The sequence below is a fragment of the Betaproteobacteria bacterium genome (genome assembly GCA_016720925.1).
Taxonomy (GTDB): Bacteria; Pseudomonadota; Gammaproteobacteria; order Burkholderiales; family Usitatibacteraceae; genus UKL13-2.
In genome coordinates this window covers 76,704-95,001 of sequence record JADKJR010000007.1, presented here as the reverse complement: position 1 = coordinate 95,001, position 18,298 = coordinate 76,704, and the positions used below count along the sequence as shown (strand labels likewise).

Annotated in this window: 9 protein-coding genes and 2 pseudogenes; 4 read left to right on the top strand and 7 right to left on the bottom strand. The window is 59.3% G+C overall.

Translation table 11 applies throughout. The features are described from left to right. Positions 1-17: 17 nt before the first annotated feature. From IPP88_12170 to IPP88_12160, 3 genes are all read right to left on the bottom strand, one after another. Positions 18-944, bottom strand: coding sequence for a DMT family transporter (locus IPP88_12170; GenBank protein ID MBL0123444.1), 927 nt, complete (start codon positions 942-944; stop codon positions 18-20). 52 nt (positions 945-996) lie between these two features. Beyond that, the gene (locus IPP88_12165) at positions 997-2,370 is read right to left on the bottom strand and encodes a CoA transferase (protein ID MBL0123443.1); all 1,374 of its coding nucleotides are present in this window, start codon (positions 2,368-2,370) and stop codon (positions 997-999) included. Positions 2,371-2,485: 115 nt separating this feature from the next. Further along, positions 2,486-4,654, bottom strand: a complete 2,169-nt coding sequence (locus IPP88_12160; protein MBL0123442.1) for a bifunctional (p)ppGpp synthetase/guanosine-3',5'-bis(diphosphate) 3'-pyrophosphohydrolase — start codon at positions 4,652-4,654, stop codon at positions 2,486-2,488. Between the two features lie 120 nt (positions 4,655-4,774). Here IPP88_12160 and IPP88_12155 point away from each other — a divergent pair. The 4 genes and pseudogenes from IPP88_12155 to IPP88_12140 all read left to right on the top strand — a co-directional run bounded on the left by IPP88_12155 (position 4,775) and on the right by IPP88_12140 (position 11,355). After that, positions 4,775-6,190: pseudogene (locus IPP88_12155) on the top strand (circularly permuted type 2 ATP-grasp protein). Between the two features lie 2 nt (positions 6,191-6,192). Beyond that, a complete protein-coding gene (locus IPP88_12150) occupies positions 6,193-7,200 on the top strand; it encodes an alpha-E domain-containing protein (GenBank protein MBL0123441.1) in 1,008 nt (335 codons plus the stop codon). Between the two features lies 1 nt (position 7,201). Continuing rightward, on the top strand, positions 7,202-7,936 hold the full coding sequence (locus IPP88_12145; GenBank protein MBL0123440.1) for a peptidase: 735 nt from the start codon (positions 7,202-7,204) through the stop codon (positions 7,934-7,936). A gap of 58 nt (positions 7,937-7,994) precedes the next feature. After that, positions 7,995-11,355, top strand: a pseudogene (locus tag IPP88_12140) (transglutaminase family protein). 258 nt (positions 11,356-11,613) lie between these two features. Here IPP88_12140 and IPP88_12135 read toward each other — a convergent pair. The 4 genes from IPP88_12135 to IPP88_12120 form a co-directional block, all read right to left on the bottom strand. Beyond that, positions 11,614-13,473 (bottom strand): caspase family protein, encoded by a 1,860-nt coding sequence (locus IPP88_12135; GenBank protein MBL0123439.1) that lies wholly within the window; start codon positions 13,471-13,473, stop codon positions 11,614-11,616. A 272-nt stretch (positions 13,474-13,745) separates the two neighbouring features. Continuing rightward, on the bottom strand, positions 13,746-14,300 hold the full coding sequence (locus IPP88_12130) for a c-type cytochrome (GenBank protein ID MBL0123438.1): 555 nt from the start codon (positions 14,298-14,300) through the stop codon (positions 13,746-13,748). 150 nt (positions 14,301-14,450) lie between these two features. Beyond that, a complete protein-coding gene (locus IPP88_12125) occupies positions 14,451-14,774 on the bottom strand; it encodes a response regulator (GenBank protein ID MBL0123437.1) in 324 nt (107 codons plus the stop codon). Between the two features lie 129 nt (positions 14,775-14,903). Next, positions 14,904-18,182 (bottom strand): PAS domain S-box protein, encoded by a 3,279-nt coding sequence (locus IPP88_12120; protein ID MBL0123436.1) that lies wholly within the window; start codon positions 18,180-18,182, stop codon positions 14,904-14,906. Between the last annotated feature and the right edge of the window lie 116 nt (positions 18,183-18,298).

Genomic DNA, 18,298 nt, shown 5'->3' with positions numbered 1-18,298 from the left:
TCCTATCACTCCTCATTTCACTCCTCTCCCGCAGGGAGCAAAACCTGCTTCGATGATCGTGTACTCAGAAAAATGCCCGTGAGAATCAGCGACATTCCCGCAAAGTGAAACCAGTACAGCCGCTCATCCAGGAACAACCAGGCGAGCACGCTTCCGAAAACCGGCATCAAGTGCACGAACATTCCCGACACGTTTGGCCCCACCTGTGCCACGCCCTTGTTCCAGAAAATATAACCGATGAACGAAGGAAACAGGCCCAGATAAAAAAATGCGCCTGCCACTTGCGGCGACCAGTGAATGGCCGCGCCGGTTGAAAGCTCCCACGCATACAACGGCGTCATGCCTGCCACGCCAACAACCCCGCACACCCACAGGAAGGCGATCGGTGGAATTTCCGCTGGCCGCCATTTCAACGCGAGTGTGTAGAGCGCCCATAGCAGCATCGAAGACAGCACGATCAGGTCGCCAATGTTGAAGCGGAATGTGGCCAGCGTTTCCGGATGACCTTTGCTCAGTATCGCGAATACCCCACAAAGCGATATCGCCACGCCGGCAACTTGCCGCGCACCGATTCGCTGTCCAAAGAAAAGTGCGCCGAGCACGATGATCATGACGGGGATCGAAGAATTCAGCAGCACGCCATTGGTCGCCGTCGTGTAGTTGAGTCCCACGTAGGAAATCAGGTTGTGAAAACCAGTGCCGATCAGTCCGAGCAGCACGAGTATTCCGCGGTGTTTCCAGATGACGCGCCATGAGCCGCGGATTTGCGGGAACGCAAACGGCAGCATGAACAGCACGGCCATCACCCAGCGCCCGTAAGCCAGTGCCACCGGCGGTACCTGTCCAACCATGGCGCGGCCAATCACCCAGTTCAGGGACCAGAACAGAGTGGTGAGGGTCAGCAGGAGGTAGGGGGAAGACCACCATGGGTGTTGCGCGGGCACAGTCGTTTGGGCGGGACAGGAGGATAAAACGGCATCGCGAGACATGCAGGCATTATAAGGAGCGAATCGCCGCCACCTCGCGCTCGCCACGCACGCGCAAAGGAGACCGCACTTTCCCGTCCAGCATATGAAAAAGCGAAGATCGCCTATCCATGCGGGTTTCCGGGCAATACTGGCCCGACCGGCGCACCAATGCTAGTGTTTCGCGTCCGGCACGCGGGTAACCCCCGCCGCCACCATCATCCGCAATCTTGCCTTCTTCATAACCGAGCTCAAGCAAAATTTCCCGACTGTGCTCGCCCAGTCGCGGCGCCAGCCGGCGTATCGACAGAGGCGTCTCGCTCCATTCACCCACTGGTGCGGTCGTGCGCACCGTGCCCTCGGTAGGATGTTCGTACAACGGGAAAAAGCCCGACGAATTCAAATGTGGATCGTCAATCAGTGTGTCCATGGTGTGCATGGGCGTGTTGGGGATGTCCGCTTTTTCAAGTAATGCTTTCCATTCGACGGTGGTACGCGTACGCATGATGTCGGCGACGAAAGAATAGACCTCGCGGATATTGGCGGCGCGGGAGGTGTGATCGCAAAACCGCGGATCGATCTTGAGATCGTTACGATCTATTGCTTCGAAGAAATTGCTCCAGTGTTTGTCGTTGTAAATCAGTACGCACAAGTAGCCATCGCTGGTCGCGTACGGTCGCCGGTGGGGCGCGATCAGGCGCGCGTAACCGGCGTCACCGATCGGCGGCACAAAGGTCTTGCCGCCCATGTGATCGCCGAGCACGAATTGCGATAGGCTCTCGAACATGGTGACATCCACCGACTGGCCGTGCCCCGTGCGCTGGGCATGAAACAGTGCACCGACCGTGGCAATGACAGTTTGCAGCCCAACGCTGCGATCGCCGAGCGTGACCGGTGCATAACGCGGTACCTCGCTGCCCTGCTCCAGCGTGAGTGATGGCACGCCTGCCGCACCCTGAATCAAATCATCGTAGGCAGGCTTGCCGGCATAGGTGCCGCGTTCGGAAAAGCCATATGCGCCAACGTACACCAGCCTCGGATTAATCGCCTTCACCGCCTCATAGCCGAGGCCGAGGCGTGCCATCGCCTGCGGCCGCACGTTGTAGATCAGCACGTCGGATTGCGCGACCAGACGCTTGACGGCTTCAAGCCCTTCCGGCTGCTTGAGGTCGAGCACGAGGGAACGCTTGTTGCGATTCAGGTGCATGTGAATGTGACCCATGCCGGGATTCTTCATCGGCCCGACCCAGCGCATGTTATCGCCGGTCGGCGCTTCAACCTTGATGATGTCCGCGCCCATGTCGCCGAGGATCTGGGTGGCGAACGGGCCCATGACCACCGTGGTGAGGTCGAGGATCTTGATGCCAGCGAGGGGGCCGCGATTTTCAGCTGAAAGAGTTGTCATGTTGTTCTTGGTATTGGTTGGACGTTCTTTGCGACAACCGAAAGTCAATGACTGGCGCGCTTCCTCAAGCATTTTTTGGCCGGAAAGGCGCGCCAATGTTTGAGTTTGAAATATCCTATCTCCTGCGTACGCTCTCCACGCCCGCCACCTCACCCACCGCTCGCAACACCCGCTGCAACTGCTCCGAACGCAGAATCTCAACCGTGAATCGCATCGACGCCACATTGTTCCGCGAAAGCGTATTCACGGCAGTGACATTGATTCGCTCGTGCGAGAGCGCCTCGGAAATATCGCGCAGCAACCCTTGGCGATCCGCCGCGATCACCTCCATGTCCGCCGAAAATGGCTGGTCGCCGGTATTGCCCCACTCCGCAGTCATCAGGCGTTCGCGCTGATCCGCCGTGAGCGAGGTGATATTCACGCAGTCCAGCCGATGCACCGTCACGCCGCGTGCCTTCGTGACGAAACCGACAATGGGATCGGGGGGCACCGGTTTGCAACACTTCGCCACCATGGTCGCGATGTTATTCAGGCCCAGCACCAGCACCCCGCCAGAGGACTTCGACGTCTGCCGCGACTCAGCCAGCACTAAAGGCACATTGACCAGCGGCGCATCAACCTTTGGTGCGGTCAATTCACGAAGTGCAACTTCAATCTGGTGCACGGTGATTTCATTGCGGCCAATGGCGGCCAGGCATTCGTCGAGTTCCTTGTGCCCCAGCGCCACCGCGACCTTTTCCAGCGCGATGGCCGTCGCACCGGCGCGTGCCAGTTCCTTTTCCATCGCCTGCCGGCCATGCGCGACATCGACTTCGAAATACTCCTGGCGGAACCAGTTTCGCACCTTGGCCTGCGCGCGCGGGCTGCACAGGAAACCCAGTTGCGGATTCAGCCAGTCGCGTGACGGTCCACCCTGCTTGGCGGCGAGGATTTCCACGCGCTGCGCATTTTGCAATTTGGTACTGAGTGGCACGATATGGCCATCGACTTTGGCGCCACGGCAACGGTGACCGAGATCGGTATGCACGTGGTAGGCAAAGTCCACCGGCGTTGAGCCGGCGGTCAAGTCGATGACTTTGCCCTGCGGCGTGAAAACGTAAATGGTGTCGTTGAACAGGCCCTGCTTGACCTGTTCGGAGAAACCGCCTTGATCGACCAGTTCGCGATTCCACTCCAGCACCTGCCGGAGCCACGCGATCTTGGACTCAAATTTCTTGTCCGCGGCGGTTTTGTTTTTTGTGCCTTCTTTGTAGCGCCAGTGCGCGGCCACGCCGTGCTCAGACGCGATGTGCATTTCATGCGTACGGATTTGCACTTCCAGTGTCTTGCCTTCGGGGCCGACAACGGCCGTGTGAAGCGATTGATAGTTGTTTGCCTTCGGCTGCGCGATGTAGTCATCGAACTCGCCCGGAATCGGCTCCCAGAAATCATGTACCAGGCCCAGCACGGCGTAGCAATCGGCCACGCTGTCGACCAGCACCCGCACCGCGCGCACATCGTAGAGTCTCTCGAACGGCAGATTCTTCGACTGCATCTTGCGGTGGATCGAAAATATGTGTTTGGGCCGGCCGGCAACTTCCGCCTTCACACCGAGCGTGCCCAATTCCACCCGCAGCGTGTCGAGCACCCGCTGAATAAACGCTTCACGCTCGCCTCGCTTGCCGTCAAGTAGTGCCGCGACGCGTTTGTAGAGGTCGGGTTCCAGATAGCGGAACGAAAAATCCTCAAGTTCCCACTTGATCTGAAACACACCGAGTCGATTGGCCAGCGGCGCGAACAGGTCACGCGTCTGAACGGCGGCAGCGCGCCGAACCGCTTCGTCCGCCTTGGTGATGGCGCGCATCATCACCACGCGCTCGGCGAGTTTGATCAGGACCACCCGTACGTCGTCCGCCATCGCCAGCAACATTTTGCGAAGGGTCTCGATGCTTGGGCCGGATTTGGCGTCGGCGCCGGTGCGCAAGTTTTCAATGCGACCGGCGCGCCAGACGCCGCTGATCAACGCGGTCACTTCCTCGCCAAACGCGTCCGCGATCATTGCCGTATCAATCTCGCTTTTTTGCAACGAACAAACAATCAGCGCAGCCGCCAGCGCTTCGTCATCCGCGTCGATCTGCAAAAGAAGGTCCACAATCTCCAGCGCAATCGACAGGCCTTCCGTTCGATCGCTTGCCTGCGCGGCCGCCGCCACGAACGCCAGCGCGCGACACGGCAAATCGCGTCCCGACATGCTCTGGCTGATTTGTTCGGTGCGGACTTGCGGTGATATGTGGGCGGTCAGCATGCGTTGATTTTACCGGGATGCGTGTGCCCGACGAAAACAGGCATGAAAGCGGGTATATTTGGGCATGGCGATTGCTTTAAGCATTCCATGGCAACTCCCAAGAAAAAGACACCCGTATTCATGCCGCTCAAGCCCTTTTACAATGAAATGTACGCCGCCGATGGCAGCGTGCGACCGCAATACCTGGCCTTTGCCGATTGGTTGAACAACACTCCGCCGGAAAAGATTGCCCAGAATCGGCAGGCGGCGGATCTCCTGTTCCACCGCGTCGGCATCACCTTCGCGGTCTATGGCGAAACCACCGGCGCCGAGCGGCTGATTCCGTTCGACCTGGTGCCGCATATCATTGCCGGCCCGAAATGGGATGAGGTGTCGCGCGGACTGAAACAGCGAATCGCGGCACTCAATTTCTTTGCACGACGTTTATCACCAGCAGAACATCCTCAAGGCGGGCAAGGTGCCTGCCGATAAAGTGCTTGAGAATTCCCAGTTCCGCCCCGAAATGATGCACGTTGACGTTCCGGGCGGCATTTATGCACATGTTGCGGGCATCGACCTGGTCAAGGATGCCGACGGCGAGTATTATGTGCTCGAAGACAACCTGCGTACCCCGTCCGGCGTGTCGTACCTGCTGGAAAACCGCAAGATGATGATGCGCCTGCTGCCGGAATTATTCAGCGCGCAGCATATCCGCCCGGTCGATCACTACCCCGACATGCTGCTGGAAACCCTGCGCAATGCCGCGCCCGTCGGGATCGACAACCCGACCATTGTGCTGATGACGCCCGGGCATTTCAATTCCGCCTACTTCGAACACGCGTTCCTCGCGCAGCAGATGGGGATCGAGCTCGTCGAAGGCATCGATCTGTTCGTGCAGGAAGACACCGTCTTCATGCGCACCACCCAGGGTCCGCAAAAGGTGGACGTGATCTACCGGCGCATCGACGACGATTTCATCGATCCGCTGGCGTTTCGCGCCGATTCGATGCTGGGCGTGCCCGGCCTGATGAAAGCCTACCGCGCCGGCCGCGTCACGCTGGCCAACGCCGTCGGCACCGGCATCGCGGATGACAAGTCGCTCTACCCGTACGTGCCGGAGATGATTCGCTTTTACCCTGGGCGAAGAGCCGATATTGAATAACGTCCACACCTGGATGCTGGGCAACAAGAAGGATCTCGATTACGTCCTGGCCAACATGCAGGACCTGGTGATCAAGGAAGCGCAGGGCTCCGGCGGCTACGGCATGCTGGTCGGCCCGACCTCGACCAAGGACGAGCGCGAGCGCTACCGTCAGCGCGTGCTCGACGCGCCGGAGCGCTTCATCGCCCAGCCGACGCTTTCGCTTGTCGACTTGCCCGACCTTCACCGACAAAGGCCTGGCGCCGCGCCATATCGACCTGCGGCCTTATGTGCTGTCTGGCAAGAACGTCAATTTTGTGCCCGGCGGACTGACCCGGGTTGCCCTGCGCGAAGGCTCGCTGGTGGTCAATTCCAGCCAGGGCGGCGGGGTCAAAGATACCTGGATTGTGGACTGACCATGCTGAGCCGAACCGCCTCCACCCTCTACTGGATGTCGCGCTACGTTGAGCGTGCCGAAAACACCGCGCGCATCCTCGACGTTGCCTATCGCATGTCGCTGCTGACCAAGGACCCGGATTTGCAGGATCAGGAGTGGTTCGCACCGCTCAACATCACCGGCACCCTGTTTCCGTTCAGCGGCCGCCATTCGATCGTCTGCGCCAAGGAAGTGCTGCATTTCCTGGCGCTCGATCCGGACAACCCCTCGTCGATCTACAACTGCTCCAGGCAGGCGCGCGAAAACGCGCGCGCCGTGCGCGGCACCATTACCAGCGAAATGTGGGAAGTGCTCAATGCCACCTGGCTGGAAATGCAGAACATGGATGAGGACCGCTTGTACGCACGCGGAATATCGACGTTCTTCGACTGGGTGAAAGAGCGGTCTCACCTGTTTCGCGGCGTCACTTTCGGCACCATTCTCCGCGATGAAGCATTCCAGTTTCACCGCCTCGGCACCTATATGGAACGGGCGGACAATACAGCGCGCATGCTCGACGTAAAATATCACGTGCTACTGCCGAGTATTACCGATGTTGGTGGTGCCGTCGATTTCTACCAATGGTCCGCAGTCCTGCGCTCGGTTTCGGCATTCGAGTCCTATCGAAAAGTCTACCGTGATACCGTTACGCCGGTGCGAATTGCCGAATTGCTGATCCTGCGGAAGGATATTCCGCGTTCACTGCATTTTTGCATGCACGAGGTTTATGGAATACTCGCGGCCGTGCAGAACCGATCATCCGCGGAAGCAACCCGCCTGGCCGGCGAAATCTACGCGGCGATGCAGTTCGGACGTATCAATAATATTTTCGCGACCGGCCTGCATGAATACCTGACCGATTTCCTCGCTTCGACGGCGAAGCTGGGCGAGGAAATCAACGATTCTTTCTTCGCGCCGGAGCTGCGGCGCGGCCCCCGCGGCACACCAACAGCAATAGAAACTGCAAGCAAAATGTCCCGGAGAAGTTGAAATGACCTACTGCGTGGCCCTGCGTCTGGATTCAGGGATGATTTTCGCATCCGACTCGCGTACCAACGCGGGTGTGGACCATATCGCCACTTTCTGCAAAATGCGGGTATATGAAAAAGCGGATGATCGCGTCATCGTCGTACTGTCGAGCGGCAATCTGTCGATGACCCAGGGCGTCACCAACCTGCTCGATCGCCACCAGCACGCGGCGGAAGGCGTGCCAACCATCTGGAATGCCGAATCGATGTTCGATGTCGCCACATTGGCGGGCGACGCATTGCGCGAAATGCAAAAACGCGACGGCCAGATGCTGATGCAAAGCGGCATCGAGGCGACCGCTAACCTCATTATCGGCGGCCAGATCAAAGGCGAGCAGGAACGCCTGTTTCACCTCTATTCGCAGGGCAATTTCATCGAGGCCTCTGACGAAACGCCGTACTTTCAACTGGGCGAAGCGAAATACGGCAAGCCGATCCTCGATCGCGTGCTGACACCCGGCACGCCGCAGAAGGAAGCCGCCAAATGCGTGCTGATCTCGTTCGATTCCACCATCAAGTCCAACATTTCGGTCGGCTTGCCGATCGACATGCTGTGGTACCCGAAGGACGCGCTACGGGTCGGCGTGCAGCAGCGCATACGCGAGGGTGATCCGTATTTTTCGATGTTGCGGCAACGCTGGGGCGGCGGCCTGCGACGGGTATTCGGTGAGTTGCCGGACCCTGATTGGCTGGAATGACCGGGTTGCGAAATTGTCGCATCCCCCTGGCTGCCGGTGCGGTAACAGCGAATTCCAAATGACCATCCGCGTTGCCCTGCACCACCAGACCCGATACATCTTCGGCCGCCCGGTGAATCTCTCGCCGCACGAGGTGCGCCTGCGGCCGGCAGCGCACTGCCGCACGCCGATCGAAAGCTACTCGCTCACCGTCAAGCCGGAAAAGCACTTCATCAACTGGCAGCAGGACCCGTACGGCAACTGGCTGGCACGGCTGGTGTTCCCGGAGAAGACGACCGAGCTGTCGATCACGGTCGATCTGGTGGCCGAGATGACGGTCATCAATCCGTTCGATTTCTTCATCGAAGCCTATGCCGAGTCATTTCCGTTTGCCTACACCCCGGATAACCAGCGCGAACTGACGGCTTATCTGGAAACGGGTCCGTCCAGTCAGCGACTGGCGACGTGGATTGACGCGGCAAAAAGTTGGCGTTGCTCGCCAAGCCCATTCACACCATCGATTTCATCGTGGCGCTAAATACGCGGGTGCAACACGACATCAAATACCTGATTCGCATGGAAGCCGGCGTGCAGACGCCGGAAGAAACACTTGAACGCGGTGTTGGTTCCTGCCGCGACACCGGCTGGTTGCTCGTGCAGATTCTTCGCCATTTCGGCATCGCAGCGCGCTTTGCGTCGGGCTACCTGATTCAATTGACCGCCGATCAAAAGTCTCTCGATGGCCCCAGCGGCACCGACAAGGATTTCACCGATCTGCACGCCTGGGCCGAAGCCTACCTGCCGGGCGCGGGCTGGATTGGGCTCGATCCCACATCGGGCTTGCTGGCCGGGGAAGGACACATCCCGCTGGCGTGCACGGCGATTCCTTCTTCCGCCGCACCGGTCTCGGGATTCACCGACGTGTGCGAAACCGTGCTCGATTTCCAGATGACGGTACGCGCATCCATGAGGACCCGCGCGTTACCAAGCCGTACAACGACGCGCAGTGGGCCAGCATCCAGAAACTGGGAGAAGCCGTCGACAAGGATCTGAAGAAATCCGACGTGCGCCTCACCATGGGTGGCGAACCGACCTTCGTGTCCATCGACGACATGGAAGGGCCGGAGTGGAATATCACCGCGCACTCTCCAAAAAAACTCGAGCTCTCGACCGACCTGCTGCGCCGCCTGAAACCGCGCTTTACGGCGGGCGCGATGCTGCATTTCGGCCAAGGCAAGTGGTACCCGGGCGAACCACTACCGCGCTGGGCACTGTCGTGCTATTGGCGGCGCGACGGCACACCAGTATGGAACGACGATGCGTTAATTGCATTCGAGGCACCTGACAAGAAGGCCGCCGCGGTCGACGCACGCGCTTTCACCCGCGAACTTGCGTCACACCTGGGCCTGCATCCTGATTTCGTCATGCCTGCCTATGAAAGTGTGTGGCGCACCATTAAAAGCGAAGCTGACCTGCCTGCCAACATCGATCCGCTCGACCCCGACCTTAGGAAGCCTGCCGCGCGTGGCAAGCTGCTGGACCAACTTGCCGGACGAATCGGTGACGCCGTCGGCTACGTGTTACCACTTAAACCCGCCAAGGCGTCGACCAAGACCGCTACCGTGTGGGCATCCAGCCCCTGGCCGCTGCAGACCAAACACATCTTCCTGCTCGAAGGCGATTCGCCCATGGGCTTCCGGCTGCCGTTGAGCAGCTTGCCTTGGGTCGCACCGGAAGACGCCGAAACCATCAACGCAATCGATCCGTTTGACGAACAGGACGCCCTGCCCGCGAAGACCGCAAAGAAATCAACGAAGGAATCGCCCAAGCCAGCAGCGGCCAATCTCAAGAAAGGCAAATCCGCGCCTGAGATCATTCACACCGCTTTGTGCGTGGAAGTGCGCGACGGCATCCTGCATGTATTCCTGCCTCCAGTTGAACGGCTTGAAGACTATCTTGCACTGGTGGCCGCCATAGAAGAAACTGCAAAGGCATTGAAGCATCCGCTGCGCCTCGAAGGTTACACCCCGCCGTCAGACAAACGCATCAGCAAATTCGGCATCACGCCCGATCCCGGCGTCATCGAAGTCAACATTCATCCGGCGTCGACGTGGAAAGATCTGGTTGCCAATACGACCACGCTATATGAAGAAGCGCGGCTGGCGCGGCTCGGCACCGAAAAATTTATGCTCGATGGCAAGCATACCGGCACCGGTGGCGGCAATCACGTCACCGTTGGCGGCATCACGCCGGCGGAAAGTCCGCTGCTGCGCCGCCCGGATTTGTTGAAGAGTCTCATTACCTACTGGCAGAACCATCCTGCGCTTTCATATCTTTTCTCCGGCACCTTCATCGGTCCAACCTCGCAGAGTCCGCGCGTCGACGAAGCGCGTAGCGACGCGCTCTACGAACTCGAAATCGCTTTCGAGCAGATGGACGAACATCTAGCCGCCGGCAGTGAAACCGACAAGCCATGGCTGGTCGATCGCTTGCTGCGAAATTTTCTCGTCGACCTCACCGGCAACACCCACCGCGCTGAATTCTCCATCGACAAGCTCTATTCGCCCGACGGCCCCACCGGGCGCCTCGGCTTGCTCGAGTTCCGCGCCTTCGAGATGCCGCCGCATCCACAGATGTCGCTCACGCAAATGCTGCTGCTGCGCGCACTCATCGCGCGCTTCTGGAAGACACCCTACAGCCACAAGCTGATCCGCTGGGGCACCGAGCTGCACGACCGTTTCATGCTGCCCTACTTCGTTGCGCAGGATATGCGCGCGGTGTGCGATGATCTGGCGTCCCATGGCTATCCATTGAAGTTCGAATGGTTTGCGCCGTTCCTGGAATTCCGCTTCCCGCGTTTCGGCTCGGTCGCGTATCAGGGCGTGGAACTTGAATTGCGGCAAGCCATTGAGCCGTGGCACGTGCTCGGCGAGGAAATGGCCGTTGGCGGCACCTCGCGCTATGTGGATTCATCGATCGAGCGCATGCAGGTCAAGGTCACCGGCATGACCCAACATCGCCACCTCGTCACCTGTAATGGCCGCGTGGTGCCACTCTCGCCCACGGGCGTGCAAGGTGAATTTGTTGCCGGGGTGCGCTACCGCGCATGGGCGCCACCGTCGGCATTGCATCCCACCATCGGTGTGCAATCGCCGCTGGTGTTCGATATCGTCGACGGCTGGGCATCGCGCTCGGTCGGCGGCTGCACCTATCACGTCATCCATCCCGGTGGCCGCAGTTACGACACATTCCCGGTGAACGCCTTCGAAGCCGAAGCCCGCCGGGTCGCAAGATTCCAGAAACTCGGTCACACGCCCGGGCCGATGGACTTCAAGCCCGAGGGCCGCAATCCGGCTTTCCCCTTCACGCTCGACCTGCGCAAGAAACCGGACTTTGATAGCGCGCAATACATGCCGGTGCGGCCCGGCGCTGATCAGTAACCGCAAGTCGCAATCGCCCAGCGCGCAAGATTGAAAGTCAAGCACTGGCGGGCTATTCCGGGCATTTTCCGTCCGGAAGCCGCGCCAACGCTTGTTTTTTTAGCTTCTGCGATGGAGGTTTGCCCCCGAATACCCGCGATATCCAGTCAATTCTGGATGTGATCACGATAGACCACATGATTTTGTGTCTCCCCGGAATTTATCCGTGGTCTGTCCCTCAATACAGGTCCAAATACACGTAACGCGCAAGGCGCTACGTTATTCCGCGCGCTTCTTGCATCTCTTGTCAGATGGGGCACAGCCCAGCCGCTGTTCCATCAGGGTGAGCATGCGTTCAAGTATTTCCCAGGCCGGTGGGTTGGCAACATCCAGTATCTGCGCGGGAGCCGTGATTCCCCTTTCTTGCCATTGCGTCGCCACATCGCCTTGTGCGGTGCGGAATCCGTGGTGTGCGGCCAGCCGTTGCAGTTCGCCATCATCGCGCAGCAGCTTGCCCAGCTTTTCGCTTTGTCCGTTGAAGGCAACCCAGCTATGTTTGGTGAACAGGGTGGGAAAGGGGTAGAGCAACAGCTTCTCGCCGGGTGGGGCGCCTTGGGCAAAGTGGCCGACAAACTGCGCTTCCTCCAGCGCGACCAGCGGGTAGGCGCCCATGCCCATCTGCAGATAGTCGTTGAATACGCCGACGCTCGATCCTTCCTGTACGCCCTGTTCGGCAAAGAGCTTGAGCAGACCGGGCAAGACCGCGCCAATTTCCGCCTCGCTGCCGATTTCCCGGAAATTGTTGCTCACGTAACCCAGCAGGGCAAGATACAAGGCCGCCGAACTGGACACGCGCGCGTCGGCGCTATGCACCTGAATGCGGTGGTTGAGGTGCAGCGCGGTGTTGTTTTTCAGGCCTTTCCAGCGCACGCTGTTGCGCATGGCTTCCAGAAGGCGTTTCAGGTCGAGGAAATACGCGCCGCTACGTTGCCGCGAGGCCATGCCGTTAGCGACCAGCACTTCTGCTACCGGTTGCCAGGATGCTATGGCCAACACCGAATGGAAAGGGCTGTGTACGGTGGCGCGTGCGCCGCCGATGGTCTTCAGCCGCGTCGCCTGCGTGGCGCTGGCGACAAAGGCAAAGTCGTGGATTTTGGGGTCGATGCGCGCGGTGATTTCGCGCGAGGAAACTACCTCGAACTCGATATCCATCCCCAGTTGGCGCAGGCGGGCCTGTACCTGCGGGTCGGACAGAAAGGCTTCCTTTTCCGGGCTGACGATGCCGCGCAATTTGGTGAGCACGCCTCTTTCCGCCAGCGGGGCCACCGCAGGCGTTTCGACTCCGGCTGCCGGCGACGTGCCGGTGATGGCGGTGCTGGCGGGATGGGTGAAATAAAAGTCACCGGTCAGCGAAGAGGCTTCCCAGGGCATTTGCTGGTCGGCGGTGAGCGCCGCTACCCGGATGCGCACTTGCTTGAACACATCCTCCACTTTGAGTCCCGGCTGGCGGACAGCCCTCAGCAGTTCCGCGGTATAGACACCGTTTGCGCCCTCGCCGTCGAGCGCGGTCTTGCCAGGCGCCGTGGCGTAGGCGACAAGGGTACCCTTGGGTGCGTCCATTTGCGCCAGCCCGGCTCCGGCAGTGCTGCGGAAACGCCGCTCGAACGGATTGTTGCGGCAGGCGTCGAGGATGACAATGTTGAGCGGGCTGCCGGCGGACTGGAAATGTTCCAGCAGTGTATCGACATCCACGGCTTCGCTTTTGACGCCCGCTTCCGTGTGGATTTGTGCGTCCACCGGAATCAGATAGTTCTTGCCGCGTACCTGCATGCCGTGGCCGGCGTAATAAAACAGCGCGACGGTATTCGGCGTGAGCTGTTCGCCAAAACGGGTGATGGCATGGTTGAATTCCCTCTGTGAGAGATTGGCCAGCGCGGTGACGTGAAATCCCAGTTCTTTCAATGAGACGGCAATGGCGCGGGCATCGTTGACCGCATTCGCCAGCGGCGAACCGGGATAGGCCGCGTTGCCCACCACCAGCGCGAGCCGCTTGGGGGAATCGGCCGCAGGAGCGCTTAGCGCCCATGCGGCCAGGATCAGTGCCAGCAGGTAGTGAAGGAAAGGGCGGTAAGGGCTCATTTCGATTCCATCACCCTTCTCGCGTTCCACGCAGGCACGCAAAACTCACGGCGCAACGCGGCATGGCGTAGAGCGTGTTGCGTAGAGCGTATGATAAATCGTCCCGTGGCTGACACGTTGTTCTGGCTCCTCTGGGTGCATGTGTTGAAGTGTGCCTGCGATTTGTTCGGGCAACCAATTTTTGTTGAGGCACCCGAAAAAAAGCCCCGGCCTCGACCGGGGCTGAAGAACAATAGGGGAATGACCACGGTACTCACAACAATTTTGCGCCATCAAGGCAGTTGCGACAGATAGTCGGCCACGGCCTTGGTTTCCATCTCCGTCAACCGTGAAGCGACCAAGTGCATGGCTTCGTTGTCATTGGTGCGCGTTCGCTGGTTGAACTCCTTCAGCTGGTTCAGCAGGTAACGCGCACTCTGTCCCGCGAGGCGCGGCAAGGCTGACGTGCCATAGGCTTTTTCACCGTGGCAATTGGTGCAAGCTGGTAAACCAGACCAGCTATTTCCCTTGGTGTAGATGTAGCGGCCAACGGGCAGCAGATCAACATCCGACACGCGATTCACTTTCGCCGGCTTGCCGGAAAAAAACGTCGCCAACCCGATGATGTTCTCGTCTGACAGGTCCGCAACCTGCGGCGCCATGATGTCGCTGGCGCGCTTTTTTGACTTGAAATCCTTGAGTTGTTTGACCAGGTATTCCGGGTTTTGCGCTGCAAGGGAAGGGAAAATTGCCGAAGTCGCCTGTCCTTCGGCGCCGTGGCAGGTCGAACATCGTTCACCCACCAGTTCCGCAATTGTCAGTCCTGCGGCAAAGCATTGTCCGGTCATGCTGATGCTCACGATTGCCAGCCAGATACGTTTCACAAATCACTCCCGCCGAAATTGGATTGAAAGGTCAAACCACTCAGAAAATCATGTTAACGATCGACCCGCTCGTCTGCAAGTGCCGGTCCGTCATATGCATGTATTACTCGACATTCATGTATCCAGCGAACTCCCTGCCGAATTGATCCTGGTCCAGTAGGTGACGATCGCATGGACCGCCTCCTTGAACTGCTTGGCCCCCATCGGCTTGATCACATACGAGTTCACGCCCGCCTCATACGCCTCGGCCATGTCGGTGTCGCTGGCCGAGGCCGAGAACATGACGATCGGGACGGCCTGAAAGGCTTTCACTTTGGCGATCTCGCGCATCGCCTCCACGCCGCTCATCATCGGCATCTTGTTGTCGAGGATCACCAGCGCCGGCAATCCCGCCGGCCGGTCGGCATATTTGCCCCGCCGGTGCAGGTGATCGAGCACCGCGAAGCCCCTGGCGGGCGACGTCGATGCGGTACGGCAGCTTCAGGTCGTCGATGGCCATCGAGATCAGTTCGACCTCGCCTTCGTCGTCGTCGACCACGAGGATGGCGCTGTCAGGCAGGATTGTGTTCATCGCTGGAGGCCTCCGCTTGCAGGGGTGAAAGTGAACGTGGCGCCGGCCCCCGGGGTCGATTCGGCCCAGACGCGGCCGCCGTGCTTTTCCACCAGGCGCTTGACGATGGCGAGCCCGATGCCGGTGCCGGGGTATTCGCCGGGGTCGTGAAAGCGCTGGAATAGTCCGAAGAGTTTGCTGGCCCGGGCCTGGTCGAAGCCGACGCCGTTGTCGCGAATATAGTAGGCGGTGACTTGGTCTTCCCGGGCGTGGCGGCCGATCTCGATGGCGGGATGGGCGGCTCGGGCGCTGTATTTGATGGCGTTGCTGATGAGGTTGGTGAGTATTACCCGGATCAGGGCGCGGTCGCCTTCGACGGCGGGGAGTGGGCCGAGACGCCATTCGATCGGGCCATGATGGGCGGCGTCGGCGGAGGCGGCTTCCGTCAACTCTGCGACCAGCGCGTTCATGTCGATCGGTTCGCGCTCGACCGGTTTGAAGCCGAGTTTCATGTACGAGAGCATGTCTTCGACCAGTTGTGCCTGGCGGTTGGCCGAGGCGGTCATCAGGCTGAGCCAGCGTTTGCCTTGTTCGGGGATGGTGGCACCGTAGGCGTCGGTCAGCCGCACGGCGAAGCCGGCTACGAGGCGTGCCGGCGCGCGCAGGTCGTGCGCGAGCGTGTAGGTGATGGTTTGCAGCTCGGCGTTGGCCTCGACCAGGTTGCGGGTGCGTTCGCTGACGATGATCTCCAGTTCTTCGTTGATCCGTTGCAGCGACTCTTCGAGGCGCTTGCGTTCGCTGATGTCAACCAGCATTCCTACGACATTGAACACCTTGTTGTCCTTGTCCTTCAGTGCCGAGACCGACAGATCGGTCCACACTACCGATTTATCTTTCCGGATATAGCGTTTTTCCAATCGGTATTTATCAACCTTTCCCTCGATCAGCTCGAGAAATCTGGCCCTGGCGACTTGCAGATCATCAGCATGTGTAACGTCTTCGTAGGTCAAACCCTTCATTTCGTCGCCCGCAAAACCAAGGATTTCCGACCACCGATTGTTGAACATCAAATACTTGCCACTCCTGTCGACGATGGAAATGCCTGCATTGGCCACATCAACGATCGCGCGCAGCCTTTCTTCGCCCTCCCTGAAGCTATCCTCTGCCTGCCTGCGTTCAGTGATGTCACGTGCGAGGAAAATGAAACGCGGATCCTCGCCTTCCGCCACCGACTTGCGCGAAACCGAAAGCTCAAACCAGCGCCTGCCCAGCGAAAGCGGTAGCACATAATGTTTGCCTGTCGATGCGCCAGTGGCTTCCGCTTCCCGCAACGCCAGCATGCATGTTTCCGCCGCGTCAGGTGGAATCACCTCGGCGAATGTCTTGCCAAGAAAGACTTCCGGCGGCGCCGCCAGCAAGTCCATGCGCGGAGAATGGTAGTCGTGAATGAGCCCGTCAGGTCCGACCTCGAAAAGGAGATCCGGTATCGCATCCAGTGTCGCGACCAGTTTGGTCCGCGCTGCCTGAAACTCGGCCTCCACCCGCTTGCGCCCGGTAATATCGCGAAATGACCACACCCGGCCGAACGTGACGCCATTCAGGATTAAAGAAGTCGATACGCGTTCGAAGAAACGCCCGTCCTTGAAGGCCAGCGTATCAATGTCAATTGCGTCGGATTGGTAAAGCGCCCGCACTTTGGCGATGAACGCGTCAGGATCAATCAGCTGATCCAGAATGCAACTGAGCAACGCCGAATCATCCCCTCCCTCGAGCACCGCTTGCGGAATCCGCCACATTCTGGCAAATCGTGCATTTGCCCGAAGCACTTTGCCTTCTCGATTAACTGCCAGAATCCCGTCAGCCGTGGACTCGAGAATCCCCGTCAACTGCGCTTGGCTCTCGCGCAATGCCTGCTCAATCCGCTTCTGCTCGGTAATGTCGGCAATGTATCCGTGCCATACGATACTGCCATCAGGCTGTTTCTCGGGTTGCGAGTCGGATCGCACCCAGCGTTCGCCCTTGATGGGCAGGATGATGCGATATTCGCATTGGTAGCGTTTTAGCGTGCGCGCCGATTCAAAGATGGCCGCGCGACGGCGCTCCGCATCGTCCGGGTGAACTCTGTCGAGCATGGGTGCCGCATTTTCTCGCACGTCCTCCGGTTCAAGCTCATAAATGTCGCGAATCGCGTCGCTGACGTACGGCATGCAATTGCGTTTCTCGGAAAAAGCCTGGAATTGCGAAATCATTCCCGGCACCAACGCCGATAGCCTGCTGAATTCCGCCTCCCGGCGCGCAAGCGTGGCAACGGCCGTTTCGTGCCGTTTCCATGAGCGTCGCACCAACCCGTACAGCAAGACCGTCGTAACGAGGTACAGCGCAAATAGCGTCAAACCGATTGCCGTGACTCTCCTCCACTCATAAAGGAAGTCGCCCGTGGCAAGGCCGACAATAATATAGAAAGGATACTTAGCGACTTTGCGATAGGCATGGGAACGCTCAATGCCGTCAAGCAGCGCTTGCGCGACATACACGCCTTCCGTTGGGCTCGCCGCCATCCTTTCACGAAGCGCGGCGGAAACCTCTGTGCTACCTGCCTCCCTGGGTGAATTGGACTCCTTTGAATGGCGCGCAACAAGCGCATGATTATCCATTCGCAATGTGATTGCACCTTTCGGCCCGACATCCAGCGCGGAAAATAGTCGCTCAAAACTGTCGCTCAACACCATCGCGTAAACCACGCCGCCGAAGCCACCCACGCGATCCTTGAATGCGCGCGCAAGAACAATCCCGGGTTTTCCGCCAATGCGCCCCACCATCGGCTCTGAAATCACCAGACCCGCGTCGGGATTGGATTGAAGGCGCATGAAGTACTCGCGGTCCGCGATGTTGACACGACTGACTTGCGGCGGACCCGCGCCCACAACAACATCGCCCAATGCATTGGTTACCCGCAATGCGTTGACATCCGGGCGCCGCGCGAGCTCCATCGCGACCGTCCTGCCGACGGCGGCCTCGGCCGAGGCACCGTCGATGCCATTCGCGCCCACGCCATCGACGACCGTCAGGATCGCATGATCGGCTTTGTCCAGCACAGAAGTAATGTCATTCGCGAGAATCAGCGAAAGATTCTGGACCGACGTTTGCGCGCGCTCGTAGGCAGCTGATCGGCGGTCGGTGATTGCCCACCACAGAACGGCAAAGGCAATCAGGTTCAGAACGACAACAGCCGTCCTTAGCCGCGCCAGCATGTGGCCCGGCCTTTCCGCGAAATCCTTATCCGTGCTGGTATGCACCGTTCATCATTCTTCTCGGGCGCTATTGCGCTTGCTCGCTAACGTAGGACGAAATGATTAGAGCACATTTTGCGCCGTGCCAAACCGCCTGAAACGGTAGCAAGTGAACTGCATTT